At 34.1% G+C, this 17,943-nt stretch carries 11 protein-coding genes; 5 read left to right on the top strand and 6 right to left on the bottom strand.

Annotated features, from left to right (window positions below; genetic code table 11):
* Positions 1-144: 144 nt before the first annotated feature.
* Complete coding sequence (locus JOOMADRAFT_RS18265) at positions 145-1,023, bottom strand: IS982 family transposase (RefSeq protein ID WP_008610872.1); 879 nt, start codon at positions 1,021-1,023, stop codon at positions 145-147.
* Positions 1,024-1,099: 76 nt separating this feature from the next.
* On the opposite strand from JOOMADRAFT_RS18265, the gene JOOMADRAFT_RS18270 reads away from it, so the two are divergent.
* Positions 1,100-5,506 (top strand): CusA/CzcA family heavy metal efflux RND transporter, encoded by a 4,407-nt coding sequence (locus tag JOOMADRAFT_RS18270; protein ID WP_008616055.1) that lies wholly within the window; start codon positions 1,100-1,102, stop codon positions 5,504-5,506.
* A gap of 50 nt (positions 5,507-5,556) precedes the next feature.
* On the top strand, positions 5,557-6,771 hold the full coding sequence (locus JOOMADRAFT_RS18275; protein ID WP_008616056.1) for an efflux RND transporter periplasmic adaptor subunit: 1,215 nt from the start codon (positions 5,557-5,559) through the stop codon (positions 6,769-6,771).
* 281 nt (positions 6,772-7,052) lie between these two features.
* On the opposite strand, the gene JOOMADRAFT_RS18280 is transcribed toward JOOMADRAFT_RS18275, so the two are convergent.
* Entirely contained in the window at positions 7,053-8,216 is a 1,164-nt protein-coding gene (locus JOOMADRAFT_RS18280) for a PepSY-associated TM helix domain-containing protein (protein ID WP_008616057.1), read from the bottom strand.
* Positions 8,217-8,450: 234 nt separating this feature from the next.
* Here JOOMADRAFT_RS18280 and katG point away from each other — a divergent pair, with 234 nt between their 5' ends.
* A complete protein-coding gene (katG, locus tag JOOMADRAFT_RS18285; protein ID WP_008616058.1) occupies positions 8,451-10,658 on the top strand; it encodes a catalase/peroxidase HPI in 2,208 nt (735 codons plus the stop codon).
* Between the two features lie 163 nt (positions 10,659-10,821).
* Here the strand turns inward: katG and JOOMADRAFT_RS18290 are convergent, their stop codons facing one another.
* On the bottom strand, positions 10,822-12,768 hold the full coding sequence (locus JOOMADRAFT_RS18290; protein ID WP_083833529.1) for an insulinase family protein: 1,947 nt from the start codon (positions 12,766-12,768) through the stop codon (positions 10,822-10,824).
* Between the two features lie 105 nt (positions 12,769-12,873).
* Here JOOMADRAFT_RS18290 and istA point away from each other — a divergent pair, with 105 nt between their 5' ends.
* Both istA and istB read left to right on the top strand, forming a co-directional pair.
* The gene (gene istA / locus JOOMADRAFT_RS18295; protein ID WP_008612682.1) at positions 12,874-14,418 is read left to right on the top strand and encodes an IS21 family transposase; all 1,545 of its coding nucleotides are present in this window, start codon (positions 12,874-12,876) and stop codon (positions 14,416-14,418) included.
* A gap of 16 nt (positions 14,419-14,434) precedes the next feature.
* Entirely contained in the window at positions 14,435-15,166 is a 732-nt protein-coding gene (istB, locus tag JOOMADRAFT_RS18300) for an IS21-like element helper ATPase IstB (protein ID WP_008612681.1), read from the top strand.
* A gap of 790 nt (positions 15,167-15,956) precedes the next feature.
* Here the strand turns inward: istB and JOOMADRAFT_RS18305 are convergent.
* Genes JOOMADRAFT_RS18305 through JOOMADRAFT_RS18315 form a run of 3 tightly spaced genes read right to left on the bottom strand, consistent with a single transcriptional unit; the run spans position 15,957 to position 17,910 of the window.
* A complete protein-coding gene (locus tag JOOMADRAFT_RS18305; RefSeq protein ID WP_040880281.1) occupies positions 15,957-16,145 on the bottom strand; it encodes a winged helix-turn-helix domain-containing protein in 189 nt (62 codons plus the stop codon).
* A 59-nt stretch (positions 16,146-16,204) separates the two neighbouring features.
* Positions 16,205-17,188: a nucleotidyl transferase AbiEii/AbiGii toxin family protein gene (locus tag JOOMADRAFT_RS18310; protein ID WP_008616060.1), complete on the bottom strand. Its 984-nt coding sequence runs from the start codon at positions 17,186-17,188 to the stop codon at positions 16,205-16,207.
* Positions 17,185-17,910 carry a DUF6088 family protein gene (locus JOOMADRAFT_RS18315; protein ID WP_008616061.1) on the bottom strand — a complete coding sequence of 242 codons (726 nt, stop codon included), beginning with the start codon at positions 17,908-17,910 and terminating at the stop codon, positions 17,185-17,187. The genes JOOMADRAFT_RS18310 and JOOMADRAFT_RS18315 overlap by 4 nt, the downstream gene beginning before the upstream one ends.
* Positions 17,911-17,943 lie beyond the last annotated feature (33 nt).

A 17,943-nucleotide genomic window follows, 5' to 3' on the forward strand; every position in this document is an offset into this window, starting at 1 on the left:
TTTCAGAAGTATTATAAAAGTATTTCTTCTAAAATTTCAATGGCAATACCTCTTATGCTTTATGATTGAAGCATAAAATTTTCATTTCAATATTCAAAAATCATTATTAAAGAAGTATACGATTATGATTAACCCGTTGTGCATTTAGGCAATATTGATTTTTAGGTTATTGATATTTCTGTTGAATTCAAATATGTTTATATATTGAATGACCGTCATAGCCGTAATCTTAGATAATATTCTGTTTTTGAATCCCTCAAAAGATTTAGCATAATTCCTTCGAATCATAAATTGGTCGCAAAGTTGAGAAAACAATGTTTCAATACGCTTTCTGGATTTCTTAAAAACGTACGGCTGCTCCCTATAGTTATGCTGGTTTGTTCTCATAGGGGTTTCAAGTCTAATATTATGATATTCAAATAAATTCAATTGATATTCAGCCGACAAATACCCTTTATCACCAAGTAATATGCAATCACTTAATTGATGCTTTATATCCTTTAAATAATTAATATCGTGCACAGAGGCTGGACTAATATCCATACTTTCGATAACACCCTGAGCAGAACAGACAGCATGTAATTTATATCCATAATAATGGCTTGATTGACTTGCACAATATCCTTTTTCGGGCAGACTGTAGTTTTGTTCTTTACATATCTTACTTCTAGCGCTTCTTGATAATTTACAGACCTCTAACGGCATACTGTCAACAATATAACAATGCTCAGATTTATTCAACTTTCTCACTAATGCCTTGCGAAGTGATTCTCTAAAAGAAAACAACTTACGCTTTCTTCTATTGTAGACACTGCGCTCTATTTTGCTGGATAGACCAGCAGGTAACATTCGAAAAAGCTGGCATTCACTATCAACACTCATATATTCTGATGTTAAATCAATAGCTATAAGCTCTTTATCTCTTAATTTAGGTTTACGGATTTGATGTAAATAATCCATTTTACAATCCAATTCTTTTAAAACCTTGAGGATTTTGTCGTAATTTGCTTGAAAGTTGTGCATATAAATTATAGTGTGGTTACTACAATTTACTGCATTTTAGCAGTTTGCACAACTTTTTCTAAATGCACAACGGGTTATGATTAATAAAATCATTGCTTTTTCTATAAAGCAAAAGTTTATAATCGGACTATTAATGTTGGCACTTATAGGCGTAGGAATTTGGTCTATGAGTACTATTAATTTAGGTTCGGTTCCCGATATAACCAATAACCAAGTACAAGTAATTACGGTTTCTCAAAATTTGGCTACCGAAGATATTGAGCAGTTTGTAACCTATCCTGTAGAGCTGGCAATGGCTAATTTACCTGGAGTAGAAGAAATTCGTTCGATTTCTCGATTCGGACTTTCGGTGGTGACAATTGTTTTTAAAGACGAAAAAGGAACCTATCTGCCTAGGCAATTAGTCCAAGAAAAGCTGAATGAAGTAAAAGCTGAAATTCCAGAAAAATTTGGAAGCCCAACCATGGGACCTATTACTACAGGACTTGGAGAAATATACCAATATACTATTAGTCCGAAAGAAGGATTTGAAGATAAGTATTCTCCTACCGATTTACGAACTATTCAAGATTGGATTGTAAAACGCCAATTAGCACTCACCGAGGGTGTTGTAGAAGTAAATGCCTTTGGAGGAAATGTAAAGCAATATGAGATATCTATCAACCCTAATAAATTAAATGCAGCAAATGTTTCTATTGCTGAAGTTTTTGAAGCCCTTGAGAAAAACAATGTAAATACGGGTGGCGCTTATATAGAAAAGAATAAAATGGCAAATTTTATTCGTGGAGAGGGATTGATTCGATCTCTAGAAGATATTGAACAAATTGTTATAAAAACTGAAAATGGAATTCCAGTTTTGATAAAAAATGTAGCCGAAAAAGTTCAATATGGAAGTCAGACACGTTATGGAGCCTTTACTCAAGATGGAAGAGAAGCTGTAGGAGGAATGGTAATGATGTTGCGAGGAGCAAATCCTAATATGGTAATAAAAAATGTTCAGGAACGTATAAAAGAAGTACAGAAGTCGCTTCCTGAGGGCCTAGAAATCAAACCTTTTTTAGACCGAAGTTCCTTGATAGAGCGTACCACCAGTACGGTAAAACAAAACCTACTAGAAGGGGCACTTATCGTAATTTTTGCATTGGTTATTTTATTAGGAAGTCTTCGAGGGGGGATTATTACTGCAACCACAATTCCGCTATCCTTATTATTTGCTTTTATTTTGATGAAGCAATTCAATGTGTGGGCAAATTTAATGAGTCTAGGAGCCATTGATTTTGGAATAATTATCGATGGAGCAGTTATTATTATTGAAGGAACTGTGCATGAAATTCAGAAGCGACTACGAGCCAAGAAAAGTATGATTACAGCAGGAGAAATGGATACGCTTGCTTATAACGCAGGAAGTACGATGATGAATTCCGCTTTTTTCGGACAAATAATTATTCTGATTGTATTTACCCCTATTTTATTTTTAACAGGAGTAGAAGGAAAAATGTTTAAACCAATGGCATATACCTTTGGTTTTGCAATGATTGGAGCTATTTTTCTTTGCTTAACCTATGTCCCGATGATGGCTTCATTGTTTATGAAACCCATTCAAAATAAAAAAAGTGCTTTCGGAAGATTTGAAGTTAAGTTAGAAAATTTCAGCAGTAAAATTATTAACGCTATCCATACCGCATACCTTCCGTTACTTCAATTAGCTTTAAAATTTAAAATAGCAGTTTTAAGCATCGGATTTGTAGTATTAATTATTAGCGGATTTGTTTTTTCTCGAATGGGAGGTGAGTTTATTCCGCAGTTAGATGAAGGAGATATCGCCATGCAAGCACTTATTCGTCCCGGAAGTGGTTTAAGTGAATCTGTTGCTGTTTCTAAAAAGATTGAAAACATTCTTTTAGATAATTTCCCAGAAATAGAAACCGTTGTGGCTAGAATAGGAGTTGCCGATATTCCTACGGACCCGATGCCAATGGATATTGCAGATATGTATATTATTCTTGATAAGGATAAAAGTAATTGGGTTTCAGCGGAAAGTAAAGATGTACTTATAGAAAAAATGAAGGAGAAGCTGGATATTTTAGCGGGAGTTAATTTAGTTTTTAGTCAGCCTGTAGAATTACGTTTTAATGAGTTAATTACTGGAGTTCGAGAAGATGTAGCTGTGAAACTTTATGGAGAAGATCTCGATGTTCTTTCAAAAAAAGTACAGCAAATGGCAGAGATTATTCAAACAGTTCCTGGTGTGGGCGATGTTAATGCGGAGCGAATTTCTGGCTTACCACAAATGACTGTACGATACAATCGTCAAAAAGTGGCACAATATGGATTGGATATTGAAAAATTAAACATGTATGTAAGCACTGCTTTTGCTGGGGGAGTAGCAGGGCAGATTTTTGAAGGAGAAAAAAGGTTTGAACTTGTGGTTCGTTTGGATTCATCAAATAGAAAGAGTATAACCGATCTACAAAATTTGTTTATCGATTTACCCAACGGAACACAAATTCCAATAAAAGAAGTAGCAGATATTAGTTATCAGCCAGGGCCGATGCAGATTTCGCGTGATAATACGTACCGAAGAACTTATGTAGGAGTAAACACACGTGGTCGTGATGTAGAATCTGTAGTAAAGGATATTCAACAGCAATTAGATGAACAACTTTCGTTGCCTCCAGGTTATTATATTACGTATGGAGGGGAATTTGAGAATCTGCAAAATGCCAAATCTCGATTAGCCATTGTGGTTCCAATAGCGTTGTTTTTAATTTTTGTGTTATTGTACTTCGCATTGAAATCATTCTCACAATCTGTTATGATTTATATGGCAATCCCACTAGCAGCAATTGGTGGAATACTAGCACTTTGGTTGCGAGATATGCCTTTTAGTATTTCGGCTGGAGTTGGTTTTATTGTGCTTTTTGGAGTAGCCGTTTTAAACGGACTCGTATTGATAAATCGTTTTAATTCTTTAAAAGAAGAAGGGGTTACAGATATTAATGAGCAAATTTTTAAAGGAACAAAAGAGCGTATTCGACCGATTATGCTTACTGCTACCACCGATATTTTTGGCTTTCTTCCGATGGCATTTTCGAGTTCTGCAGGTGCCGAAGTACAACAACCACTTGCAACTGTAGTAATTGGCGGAATGTTAACAGCAACCTTATTGACTTTGGTAGTGCTTCCAGTTTTATATGCGTTGATTGAAGGAAGAAATAAAAATAAAAAGAAGATGAAATTGAATTTTAATAAAACTACGTTGCTTATTGTCGGCTTTTTAACGATTGGTTTTAGTGGTGTAGCCCAAAATGATACAAATGAGAATGCTCCATTACAGGAAATTAGTTTAGAAGAAGCCCAAGCGATGGCTCTAAAGAATTATCCGAAGTTAAAAGTAGCTAAACTCGCTATTAGAAGTGAAGAAGTAATGCGTAAATCTGCTTGGAATTTTGGGAGAACTCAAGTTTTTACAGGAAAAGAAGAAGTGGGAAATAGTTCGGATGGAGTATTTAATAAAATTGGAATTCAGCAGCAAGGAATAGACGTTTTTGGGATCCCATCTAAGCTAAAACTTCAAAAGGAACGAGTTATCTTGGCTGAAGATATGCTCGGACTGAGTAAAATAGAAGTGGAGCGAGACGTAAGTAAAGCTTGGATTGATGTGTATGTAGCAAAAAAAATATTTGATGTTTATAAGAGGTTAGATTCTTTATTTACAAGTATAGAAAGTGCATCAAAGTTGAGATATGAAATTGAAGAAACTTCCAAATTAGAATATTTGGCAACTTCAAATCAAGCAAGTCAAGTTAAAATTCAGCAAGAAAAAGCATACCGTAATTACTTGAGTTCTCTTCAATATTTGAATATGTGGTTGGTAAGTGATACGTTGTACACTATTCCCGAGATTTCTGTAAATACACTGGATAAACCGTTTGATTATAAGGTAGATTCTTTAACAGATCATCCAATTTTAAGTGTATCAAAACAGCAAATAGAAGTTGCCAATGCAATGAATGGGAATGCTAAAGCTTCTTTTCTTCCTAAGTTACAAGGGCAATACGCTCAGCAAGAAATAGCGGGGCAATCTGGGTTTTATCAATTTCAAGTAGGCTTAGAAATTCCATTGTTTTTTGGTCCACAATTAGGAGAGAGTCAGCAAACTAAAATTAAACAGCAAATAGCGCAGGAAAATTTTATTCAGAAAAAAATAGAATTAAAAACTCAGTATCAGCAGCAATTACAAGATTATTTAAAATGGCAAAATGCATGGTTTTATTATAAAGAAACAGCCTTGCCATTGGCCGACGAGCAAATAAATGGAGCTATAATAGCGTATAAAGAAGGTGCGTTGGACTATGTTTCTTTCTTACAAAATACACGAGATGCAATTAAGATTGAAGTAGATTCTTGGACTGCCTTTAAGGATTATTTTACAAGTAGATATCAATTGGCATATTATTTAAAATCCACTACAATTAACTAATCTTCAGAATATAATAAAGAGGAGTTTATAAAAAAAATAAAAATAAATACATGAAAAATCAATTATTAAAAACAATGTTTTTTGCAACGCTAATAGTAGGAATATTAGCGTCTTGTTCAGGCAAAACAAAAGAGACTTCAGACGGAGATAAAAAAGCTAATGAAGTAGCAGAAGCAGGGGAGGAAAAGCATGAAAATGGGACTTTAGAGCTTTCAGAATTAAAGTTTAAGAGTATAGGAATTCAGGTAGATACTTTATCCAAAAAGGCCTTATCTGGAATTATAGAGGCTAATGGCCAGTTAGAAGTTCCGCCACAATACGAGGCAACGGTAACCGCAATTATTGGTGCCAATGTAATGGATATTAAAGTTATAGAAGGAGATGAAGTTAAAAAGGGACAAGTATTAGGGACTATTTCGCATCCAGATTTAATTACTTTACAGACAAATTATATAAAAGCGTATAGCGATATGGTCTTTTTGGAACAAGAAAATGAGCGGCAGAAAAGATTATACGAAGCCAAAGTAGGTTCTGGGAAGGCGTATCAAAAATCAAATTCGGAAGTTACTTCTATAAAAGGACTTGTTAAAGGGTACGAGTCTCAATTGAGACATTTAAATATTAGTCCAGCTAAAATTCGCAACGGAAACATAGTGGAAGAAGTAGCCGTTGTGAGTCCCATAAAAGGTTTTGTAGAAAAGGTAACCGTTAATATTGGTCAGTATGTAAATCCGCAGGATAAAATGTTTATGATAGTAGATAACGATCATGTTCATGCAGATTTAATGGTTTTTGAAAAAGATGTTTTTAAACTGAAAGAAGGACAGGAAATTGATGTACAAGTACAATCTATTCTGAATAAAACATTAAAGGCAAAAATTTATTCTATAGGAAAGCAATTTGAAACTGCTCCAAAAGCTATTCATGTACATGCAGAGATTGATTATACAGATGAAAATTTGATTCCAGGAATGTATGTAAATGGAAAAATTCATACGGAAGAAACCATGGTATATGCACTTCCAGAGGAAGCTGTTGTAGAAGAAAATGGGAAAAAATATACCTTTTCTTCTGAAGAAGTAGTAGAAAATGGTAAAAACATATGGAAATTCACTCCGATAGAGATTAAAACAGGGATTTCTCACGATGGATGGGTAGAAGTAAAGTTTTTAGAAGAATACCCTAAAAGCACACAATTTATTAGCAACCAAGCTTATTATTTAATGGCAGAAATGAGTAAAGGAGAAACAGGGCACAGTCACTAAATCCCTCATTTGGGGTTTTATTCCCCAGAGCCTGTCCTGAATATTTTGGAGGATTCTACGTCGAAATGGATTAAAATATTTTTCCTTTGAATACCTCGTAGGCTTGCCTCGAGGTAGTTGATTTAATTTCATGAAAAATTCAATAATAAAACTTCAGTTATATGTTATATGGCTGGAGTTTTATTAATTAATACTGAGTTTTAATGAGTATAGTTATGTTGTAAAGAGAAGGGCAGAAGACTAATAATTATATCATGTAGCTTCCTGCATTTGCACAAAAATTACTTCCTTTTATTCCACCAAACTAAGAAGCCAGTAATAGGTAAACTAGCACATATTAAACTGATCAAAAATGCTATTATTTTTCCTGTTAAACCTAATACTGCACCAATATGGATATCGTAATTAAGCATATAAAGTTGATCAGCAAAATTGGCTTCTTCATATCTATCGGCTTTATTTCGATATAATTCAAGGGTGTATTGATCAAAATAATATTCATTTCGGTTGTAGTAAGTTTTATCACTTTGATATGCTATTATTTCGTAGGAATCGTCCTCTTCATATAAAGTAGGTGTAATATACATTCCTTGAAAGTCAGGTTCCTTTGTAACTACCTTATACCAAGCTTTATCAATTGCAGGAATGCTATCGTTTGGTTTGAATTCTATATTTTTTAAATTAGAGTGCGGGTGACTATGGGCAGCCATGAGATCTCCTCCAGAAGTAAGATAATACACCGTATTTGCAAACCATTGAAAACTCCACACCAGTCCAGTTACAGCAATTATAAAAGCAAGAATAAGGCTATAAAATCCTAAAACATTATGTAAATCGTAGTTAACGCGTTTAAAACTAGCTTTCCATTTTATTTTAAAACTTTTATTAAGATTGGCTTTATTCCATCTTTTTGGCCACCACATTACAATCCCCGAAATGAGTAAAACAATAAATAGTAAAGTACCTATTCCTACAATAGGGCGACCAATTTTTTCTGGTAACCATAACGATTTATGTCCGTTAATAATAAAAGTAAAAAAATCGAATTCATTAGCTCCCATTGTATGCTGTTTTTTTATGAATTTTCCAGAATATGGATTCATAAAAACAACAGAAAAATTAGGTTTATTATCCACCATATAGCTGTATCCTACAGCTGCAGCTCCATTTTTATTGGCATAGGTAAGACCTGTTGGTGTATAATTGGGCATATAAACAGCGGCAGTATCTATTAAAACACTAGGAGGAACAAACAACTTGTTTTCTTGCTCAACAAACCTCCATGGTTCTATAGCGTCTTTTATTTCTCTTTCGAAGGCATAAAAACAGCCAGTTATACTTACAATAAAAACGATAATTCCAGAAATTAAACCTAACCATAAATGAATTTCATCATTTATAATTCGGAAGATACTTTTCGTTTTTTTCTTTTTTACAGATTTCATTTAAAATAGCAAGCAATTAAAGCGGCAAATATAACTATTCGAGGGAATCCAGATTATTATTATTTATATTAAATTAAAATATAGATAATTAGCTTTTAAAAGTTTAAAATATTGAGTAAATTAACATCTATACTTGTATAAGTAAATTCGATAACATATAAGCGTATCATAGTTTAATGTTATGTATTTTTGAAGAAAGGATAATAGAATACTAATTTATAAATATATCAAAATATGACTTCCGACAACAATTTTTCACATGGTTCTACAGGTTCTGGAAAATGCCCATTCTCTGGGGCAGCTCCAAAACATTCAGCAGGAGGAGGAACATCCAATAAAGATTGGTGGCCAAATAGGCTTAAAGTAAATATTTTACGTCAGCATTCTTCATTATCAAACCCAATGGGAGATAACTTTAATTATGCTGAAGAATTTAAAAAACTAGACTACCAAGCCCTTAAAAAAGATTTACATGCATTAATGACAGATTCTCAAGATTGGTGGCCAGCAGATTTTGGGCATTATGGAGGATTATTTATTCGTATGGCTTGGCATAGTGCAGGTACCTATAGAATTGGAGATGGAAGAGGAGGAGCAGGCTCTGGGCAACAGCGTTTTGCACCGCTAAATAGTTGGCCAGATAATGCAAGTTTAGATAAAGCAAGAAGACTTTTATGGCCTATAAAACAAAAATATGGAAAGAAAATTTCTTGGGCAGATTTATTGGTTCTTACAGGAAATGTAGCCTTAGAATCAATGGGATTTAAGACTTTTGGTTTTGCTGGAGGAAGAGAAGATGTTTGGGAACCAGAAGAAGATGTTTATTGGGGATCTGAAACCAAGTGGTTGGATGATAACCGTTATTCTGGAGAAAGAGATTTAGAAGATCCGCTTGCAGCAGTTGTTATGGGACTAATATACGTGGATCCAGAGGGACCAAATGGAAATGGAGATCCAATAGCAGCCGCTAAAGATATTAGAGAAACGTTTAAGCGGATGGCAATGAACGATGAAGAAACTGTAGCGCTTATTGCTGGAGGACATTCCTTTGGAAAAACTCACGGAGCAGCAGATCCAGGAGAGTATATCGGAGCTGAGCCAGAAGCAGCAGCTATAGAAGATCAAGGTTTTGGATGGAAAAGTAGTTATGAATCGGGAGTTGGTGCCCACGCCATTACTGGAGGACCAGAAGTTACTTGGACTCAAACTCCAACAAAATGGAGTAATCATTTCTTTGATAATCTATTTAAATATGAGTGGGAAATGACTAAAAGTCCAGCGGGTGCTAAACAATGGGTTGCTAAAAATGCAGAGCCTACAATTCCAGATGCTTACGACCCTACAAAAAAGCATTTACCAACAATGTTGACAACAGATTTATCATTGCGTTTTGACCCAGAATATGAAAAAATATCAAGACGTTTTTATGAAAACCCTGATGAGTTTGCTGATGCTTTTGCAAGAGCTTGGTTTAAACTTACACACAGAGATATGGGGCCTATAGAACGCTATTTAGGACCAGAAGTACCTCAGGAAGAATTAATATGGCAAGACCCTATTCCTACTGTAGATCATGAATTGGTAAACGATTTAGATGTAGCTACTTTGAAAACTAAAATAATAGAGTCTAATTTAACAGTATCCGAATTAGTTTCTACAGCTTGGGCATCTGCCTCTACCTACAGAGGTTCCGATAAAAGAGGAGGCGCCAACGGAGCAAGAGTGCGCTTAGCTCCACAAAAAGATTGGGAGGTAAATAATCCAGCTCAATTGTCTAAGGTTTTATCAGTTTTAGAGGATATTCAAAACGAATTTAATAGCGGAACAAAAAAAGTTTCTATAGCAGATTTAATTGTACTTGCAGGAGCAGTAGGAGTTGAGAAAGCCGCCGCCGCAGCTGGACATAATGTTACAGTACCTTTTAAACCTGGACGTATGGATGCATCTGCAGAACAAACAGATATTGAGGCTTTTGAATATTTAGAGCCTTATGCAGATGGATTTAGAAACTATAGAAAAACTAAATTTGATGTTTCTACAGAAGAATTGTTAATTGACAAAGCTCAACTATTAACGCTTACAGCACCAGAAATGACAGTGCTATTAGCAGGAATGAGAGTTTTAGATACCAACTTTGATCAATCTAAACATGGAGTGTTTACCGCTAAACCAGGAGCATTATCAAATGACTTTTTAGTGAATTTATTAGCTATGGACACTAAATGGGAGAAAGTTTCTGAAGACAATGATGAATTGTTTGAAGGTAAAAACCGTAAAACAGGAGCACTTAAATGGACTGCTACCCGTGCCGATTTAATATTTGGATCTAATTCTGAATTAAGAGCCTTAGCAGAAGTTTATGCTACTGAAGATGCTAAAGAGCAATTTGTAAACGACTTTGTAGAAGTTTGGCATAAAGTAATGAATTTAGGAAGATTTTAATCTTGTACTAGATAAAAATGAAAAATCCAGTGAAGCTTATTTCACTGGATTTTTTTTATTGGTTTTATCTTTCATACTTTTAAAAGTAAGTATTTTGTCGGAGATAAAACCTCCTTCTTTTATTGATAAAATGATATGAAAAAATGAAATTTAAAATATGGTTCTATTGATTAAGATTCTCAGGAATTAAAATTGTTTCTACATAATTATCATTATTAAAATATGTGTTGGCTGCTTTTTTAAAGTAATTAGAGTCTACTTTTTCTAAATTCTTCTTATAATCCAAAATATCTTCAGGATTCCAATTGTATATCTCTGCACTTTTAAGCTTTGAACTCCAATATTGATTATATTTTAATCCATCTTTAGCGCGATTAATCCTTGTTTCTATAATTTTTTTTACGTCCTTTTCAGAAGCCCCCTTTTTTTTAATATCAGCTATTACTTCATGTACCTTATTTATTAAGACATCTCTGTTTTCAGGAGCACAGGTAAAGCGTATATGCATTCGATACCAATTATACGGAGTATCAGTAGAATACCCAGAAGCTTGAACACCATAAACTCCAGACATACTTTCTCTTAATTCTTCAGTAAGTTTTATTTTTAATAAATCTCCTAAAAGACTAATGGAGAGTTCTTTTTCTAATGTATAGTCAAGGGTTCCAGTATATCTTATATCTACCTTTGATTTATTTTCGTTTCCTTTTAGAATAGTATTTTTATGTACCCCTGTAATTCTGCGTAATCCAATATCCTTCCAATCACTTTTTTCAGTTTGATTTGAAGGAAGTGTTCCTAAATATTTTTTACTCAATTCTTTAAGCTTTTGAAGGTCAAAACTTCCTACAAAAATAAAAGTGAAACCATTGGCAGATGAAAAACGGTTTTTATAAAAATCAAAAGCAGTATCTAAATTTAATTCATTTTCTATCTGTTTTTCGGTAATAGGAATACCTCTTAGGTGATTATTCGTCATAATTCGACTAATCTCATTATCAAATACAGTATCAGGATTTAGTGAGTCATTTTTAGTGCCAGCAATCATACGTTGCTTGTCCGCTTCAAATTGTAATATATCCTTATTAGGGTTTGTAAAATATAAATGTAACATTGTAAGCATACGTTCTAGCTCTTCAGCAGTGCTACTTCCTGAAAATAACTCTTCATAAAAATTTATAAAAGGAGTTAAGGAAATGGTTTTTCCCATATTAAGTTTCTCTAATTCTAACCCAGATATATTTAGTATTCCGCTTGAACCTATAATACTTCCTGCATTTCTTGCTGAAACATATATGGAATCTGCAGCTAACGAACTCCCTCCTGGGCGAAATCCGCTAAGAGAAATTAAGTCATTTTGAAGTGTAGTAGGTTTTGCAATAATTGTAATGCCATTTTCTAATTTCCATTTAGAAACGTTTATTTTCTTATTATAAGAACTATCAATAATTTCCCCTTCTTTATCAATTGTAATGGCGATTTCTTTTTTTGCTAAAGAGTCTATATAAGGCTCTATACTCTCCGTTTCAATTTTACTCAACAGTTGTTTTATTGTTCCTTCTGAAGGAATATCAAGCCCTTCTTTTTCAGGTGCTTTTAAAATAATACTCAATCCTTTACTTACAACCCATTCCTTTCCAAGTTTATTAATATCTGCAAGCGTAATAGAAGGAAGTATCTCTTTATAGAAGTTGTATCTAAAGCTTTCTCCAGGGAAAGGATCGCTATAAGTAAAATTATCTATTAATTCTTCTACGTAATATTTAGAAGGAATTTTTCCTTTTTCCTTTTCAAATAATAATGCATTATTTAAAAGAAATGCTTTGTACCTCTTTAATTCAGTCTCAGTAAAACCATGTTTTTTAATTCTTATATTTTCTCTTAGTAAAACAGAAACACCTTCTTCTATTTGATTCTCCTTCAAGATTCCTCTTACATAGAATGACTCTTTATCTGCTAAAAAACTTCCTAAGCCTGCAGTGGAAGACAAAATAGGCGTGTTTTTTTCTAACTCAATTTCAGCAAGACGCTCCTTAAGCATTCCAGAAAATAAAGATCTAATGCAAAAAACGGGCATAGTATACCACCCACAGCGGATTAAATTGAGCATAGTGCGGCGGGTGAAAGTGAACCACCTACAGCGGACGAAAGTGAACCACTAAAAAATCGATTCTATTTGTAAAGCTTTAAATATCTTTTTTTATAAAAAGATATTATGGCCAACAAACAAATAGATATGCGAAAAATAAAACAGATTTTCAAACTCTTCAGTGAAGGAATCAGTAAGCGCCAAATAAGCCTAATCACAGGGCTGTCGCGTAATACCATCACTAAGTACATTGACTTTTTTAAGCGCTATCGGCTTACCGATTACGAAGTGTCCGCCATGACGCTCGAGGAGCTGAACAGACTTTTTAAAACCAACCAAAAAGGTAAGAGCCAGCAACTATTGACCCTAGAGACGTATTTTCCCTATTTTGACAAAGAACTGCGCAAAACAGGGGTAACCAAAGAGTTGCTTTGGCAAGAGTACCTTTCCAAACATCCAGATGGCTACAAACTTTCCCAGTTTAGGTATTGGTATCGTGAGTGGGTTAAAGAAGTGTCTCCAGTGATGCATTTTACACACAAAGCGGGCGATAAACTTTTCATTGATTTTACGGGCAAGAAGCTTTCCATAGTAGATCGTTACACAGGTGAAATACAAGATCTAGAGGTCTTTGTCTGTGTATTGGGCAGTAGCCAATATACTTATGTTGAGGCCTGTGAGAGTCAAAAGAAAGAAGATTTTATAGCTTGTATAGAAAACGCACTTTGGTTTTATGGCGGTGTACCACAGGCTTTAGTGCCCGATAACTTGAGGGCAGCAGTCACTAAAAGCAGTCGTTACGAACCAAAAGTAAATGAAACTTTTATTGATTTTTCTGAGTATTATGAAACCTCGGTACTTCCAACCAGGGCCTACAGGCCTAGGGACAAGGCCATCGTCGAAAATGCCGTGCGTATTATATATACACGGGTCTTTGCGCCACTGCGCAACCAAACTTTTCATACTAAAACTGCACTGAATAAGGCTATATTAGAACTTCTTAAAACCCATAACAACACATCTTTTAGGGGGCGTGAATATTCTCGCTATTCGTTATTTGAAGAGATTGAAAAACATCAGCTTAAACCATTGCCAGCAAAACGCTATGAGATTAAACGTTACGCTAATGCAACGGTTCATAAAAACAGCCACATTTATTTTAGCAAAGACAAACACTATTATAGTTTGCCCTATCAGCATATAGGCAAACGTATTAAAGTGGTTTACTCAGATAGCACCATAGAGATGTTCTACCAACAGGAACTACTTACAGTCCATCCAAGAAACAAACAAAAATATGGGTATAGCACGATAAAGGAACACATGCCTTCCCATCACCGCTTTATCAGCGAGTGGAGCAGTGAAAAATTCATTGCCTGGGCAGAGCAGGTTGGTGAACATTGCAAGGTGCTAATCATTAACATATTAGAAAAGAAACAACACCCAGAGCAATCCTATAAATCATGTCTGGGCATATTGCACCTCACTAAGAAGGTAGGCAATACGAGGTTGGACAATGCCTGCAAGCGTGCCTTGGACTATGGTGCTCATAACTATAATATCATAGAACGTATCCTTAAAAACGGCTGGGACACTTTAGATGAAAATATCGAAGACCAACCAGATATCCCAAACCATAGCAATATTAGGGGAAGTCATTATTACAAATAAATTTAAGCCAAAAACAATGAATAAACAGACATTGGAACACATGAAACAACTAAGGCTATACGGTATGTACAGAGCCTTTGACAGCAGTTTATCGCCACAAAGTATAAACTACACCAATGATGAACTCATCGCATATCTGCTCCAAAGCGAATGGGATGATCGTCAAAACAGAAAAATAGAACGGTTAACAAAAGCGGCGCGTTTTAGGTACAGTGCCGTTATGGAAGCTATCGATTTTGATGCTTCAAGACATCTGGATAAAAATCAAATACAACGCTTTGCTAGCTGTGAGTTTATAAAGCAAAAACAGAATATCCTTATCACGGGAAGTACAGGTGCTGGAAAAAGCTATATGGCATCAGCTATCGGTCATCAGGCGTGTTCATTGGGATATAAGGTCATGTATTATAACACGAATAAACTTTTTACCATGCTTAAAACATCAAAAGCAGATGGCTCTTATCTAAAACAAATCAATAAACTAGAAAAACAAGACCTACTGATTATTGATGATTTTGGACTTAAAGCTTTAGATGCCATAAATAGGCATTCCTTTATGGAAATTATCGAAGATAGGCACGGAGAACACAGTATTATTATCGCTTCACAATTACCAGTGGAAGCATGGCATGAAATTATAGGAGAACAAACCATCGCAGATGCCATTTTAGACCGTCTTGTACATAATGCACACAGAATAGATATTAAAGGAGAATCTATGCGTAAAAAAATGAAAAATAAAGACTAAATTTAACCACAAATGAATCGATTTTGAGCACTTACTTTGCTATGCTCACTTTCATCCGCTGTAGGTGGTTCACTTTGCCCGCTCTATCCAGTTACCGTATGATACCAAAAGTTTAAAGGGTTTTCACTGTCTGCGTGCAATACTATAAACTCCTTTATTCTTTTGTAGGTAACTATTCGCATCGTTTAAACTTCAATTACTGATAAGCAAAGATAAAACCATATTTTGAATAACGAAATAATATTACAAAAAACAGGATATAATGAATTAACAGAAAAAGCTTAAAATTTGCATATGATACTTAATAATAATGCCTGCGTTTATATTTGTGATAGTTGAGTTATAGATAACATTTATTATTTTTTTAGTTTTAATTAATTTCTATTTCCCGATACAATATGTAACTTTCCTTATTTTACAGGAGTTAACAGGGTATGAGGTACAAATGAGAAACAAAAAATTAATACTGTTTTTTTAAGCCGGTAATATCTTTTTCATTTTTTGGCTAAAATTTATACTCAAGTTGAAATTTATAAAATCGCCTTCAAAATCATTTAATCTGTTTTCCTTTTTCCGTTAACCTATATTTTTGTTTACTACTTTTTGGCTAGTCCGGGATTGTCATTTTCAAAGGTTATCAATAGTTCTATTTGGTTGTTGAACTGCTTTTAGTTCAAAACGTAAGGTTTTATCCTGACAAACTTCCGTTAAAAGTAAAATTATAACCTGACAAAAATATCTTAATATTAAGATTATAGGCTTACAAATTTTTATGATGGACTTTATCTTTTTAAAACTTCCCAATACCTTCTAGTACCTCCAATTTTTTGATGATGCCTTTTTCCTTTAGAGTGTTGAAATGTGCTTGTACAGCAGAATTGTTTATTTCTAATCGTTGGGCGACGTCCAGGTAAGCTATTTTGTTGTTTTCCTTTATTAATTCTAAGATTTCTACCTGTCTTTCGGTTAAACTTTCCATTGCGCCTCCTATTGCATTACATATTGCACCACTTACTTATCTTCATTAAATAGGATAATTTAAATTTTAATATCCCATGGTATTGAACTCAATCTTTCCTTAATTTTCATCAATGCTTCTTCAACTTCACTTTCATTAGGAAACCTGCCATTGGTATAAACCAACTTTCTAAAATTGCCACTATAAATATTTTTTAATTGACTCCACACATTTTTCAAATTGGAAAAAATCAAGGCTTCATTTGGATGGTAGGCCAACCAGGCATTATTATTTTTAAAGCTTTCTACGTCGTCGTTAGCGACTTTAAGCAACATAGATTCAAAAGCTCTTGAATAAAAGAATTTTGAAAGCCCTTCATTTTGAAGCATTAGGCATAAATCATAAGTATGGCGTATTTTCTTTTTTAAGTCCTCTATTGCATTTTCTTCATAGGAAAACCGAACCAAACTCATTATTTTCTCACATAAGGTTCTTTTGGGATCGAGTACTTTTACCTCAAAAGGTTCCAATCCATATTCCGAAATCATTTGTAACTGGCCAGTATTTTTCATCATATCATAAACATAGGAGTTTACCATTTTCTCGGTATAGGGTTCAAAATATCCCAACCAGGTAGCTTCTACAATTATCACATCTCGAACCTGACCGTAATCTCCTTTAAACTCTTTGTTATAGGAGTGAGCTGTTTTTCGGTTCATGCCCATTTTTTGAGTAACATTTTCTAACTCTACCTCATTCAGTACAGAAGATACTACCTTACTGATTTTCTTAATTTTATTAGTGAGTTTATTACCAGAATCTCCTTCATTCCTTAGAACAACTAGATCAATATCTTCACTAAACCGGTCAATTAAACCAAAACATTTGGACAATGCTGTTCCACCTTTAAAAACAGCTTCTTTTCCAATTTCATGGGTAAAAATAGTATATAAAGCATAAGTAATCCAGTAATCTTTTTCTATATAAACGTCTCGGATGTCCATTTCCTGGGCTGTAAACCTGACAGCCTGTGTAAAGAGCTTTTTATTTTCGTGTAGTTTCATTTAATATTCCAGTTTTCGGTGTTCGATAATACTGTATTTATTCCCGGAAACTTATATGATGTAATTGAATTTAACGTCTTTTGCAGTATTTCTGTTATTTCAACTTGTCCAAGTTCATCTAGTATAGCCCCAAGAAGCGCCCGGGTAGATGGAGGGTATTTTTTAGATAAACGAACCATTGTATATAAATCTTCCTTGGGCAAATCTTTTATTATGGCAAATAACCTTCTACATGCAGACACCATTGTAGTATCAGGAATTTTTTTGATGTATCGAATGGCATCCAATAACTGTAATAAAGGAATGTTTTCTTTAGTAATCGTATTTTTTTGCTTAATAAAAGCAATAGTATAGCGCCCACGGCTAAAGGTTGGACGGATTTCATTTTTCCCTATTTGAATAGTATTACTTACCTGAGTCGTCAACCCCAATTTATTGTAAATACTTAATCCTGTGAGATACCCTATTATCTTTCCATCATCTTCCAAGATGTCTTTTACAATTTGATATTGCTCCGGAACCAATTCACCAAATACGGTTTTTTCCGGTTTGTAATATTTTCCTTTTGAGAGTTTTGTAATACGCCCTGAAGCTGCCATACGATTAAGAGCCTTAATCACGGCTTCCTTTTTATTCACCTCGACTGAAAAATCTTCATAGGTGAATACATAGCCTTTTGGGAATCTATTTATAATATCTACTATATAATCAGTAACTTTCAATGGATTTAACTTTTTGTAAATATAAAAAATGTC

It is taken from the genome of Galbibacter orientalis DSM 19592 (assembly GCF_000260115.1).
Lineage (GTDB): Bacteria > Bacteroidota > Bacteroidia > Flavobacteriales > Flavobacteriaceae > Galbibacter > Galbibacter orientalis.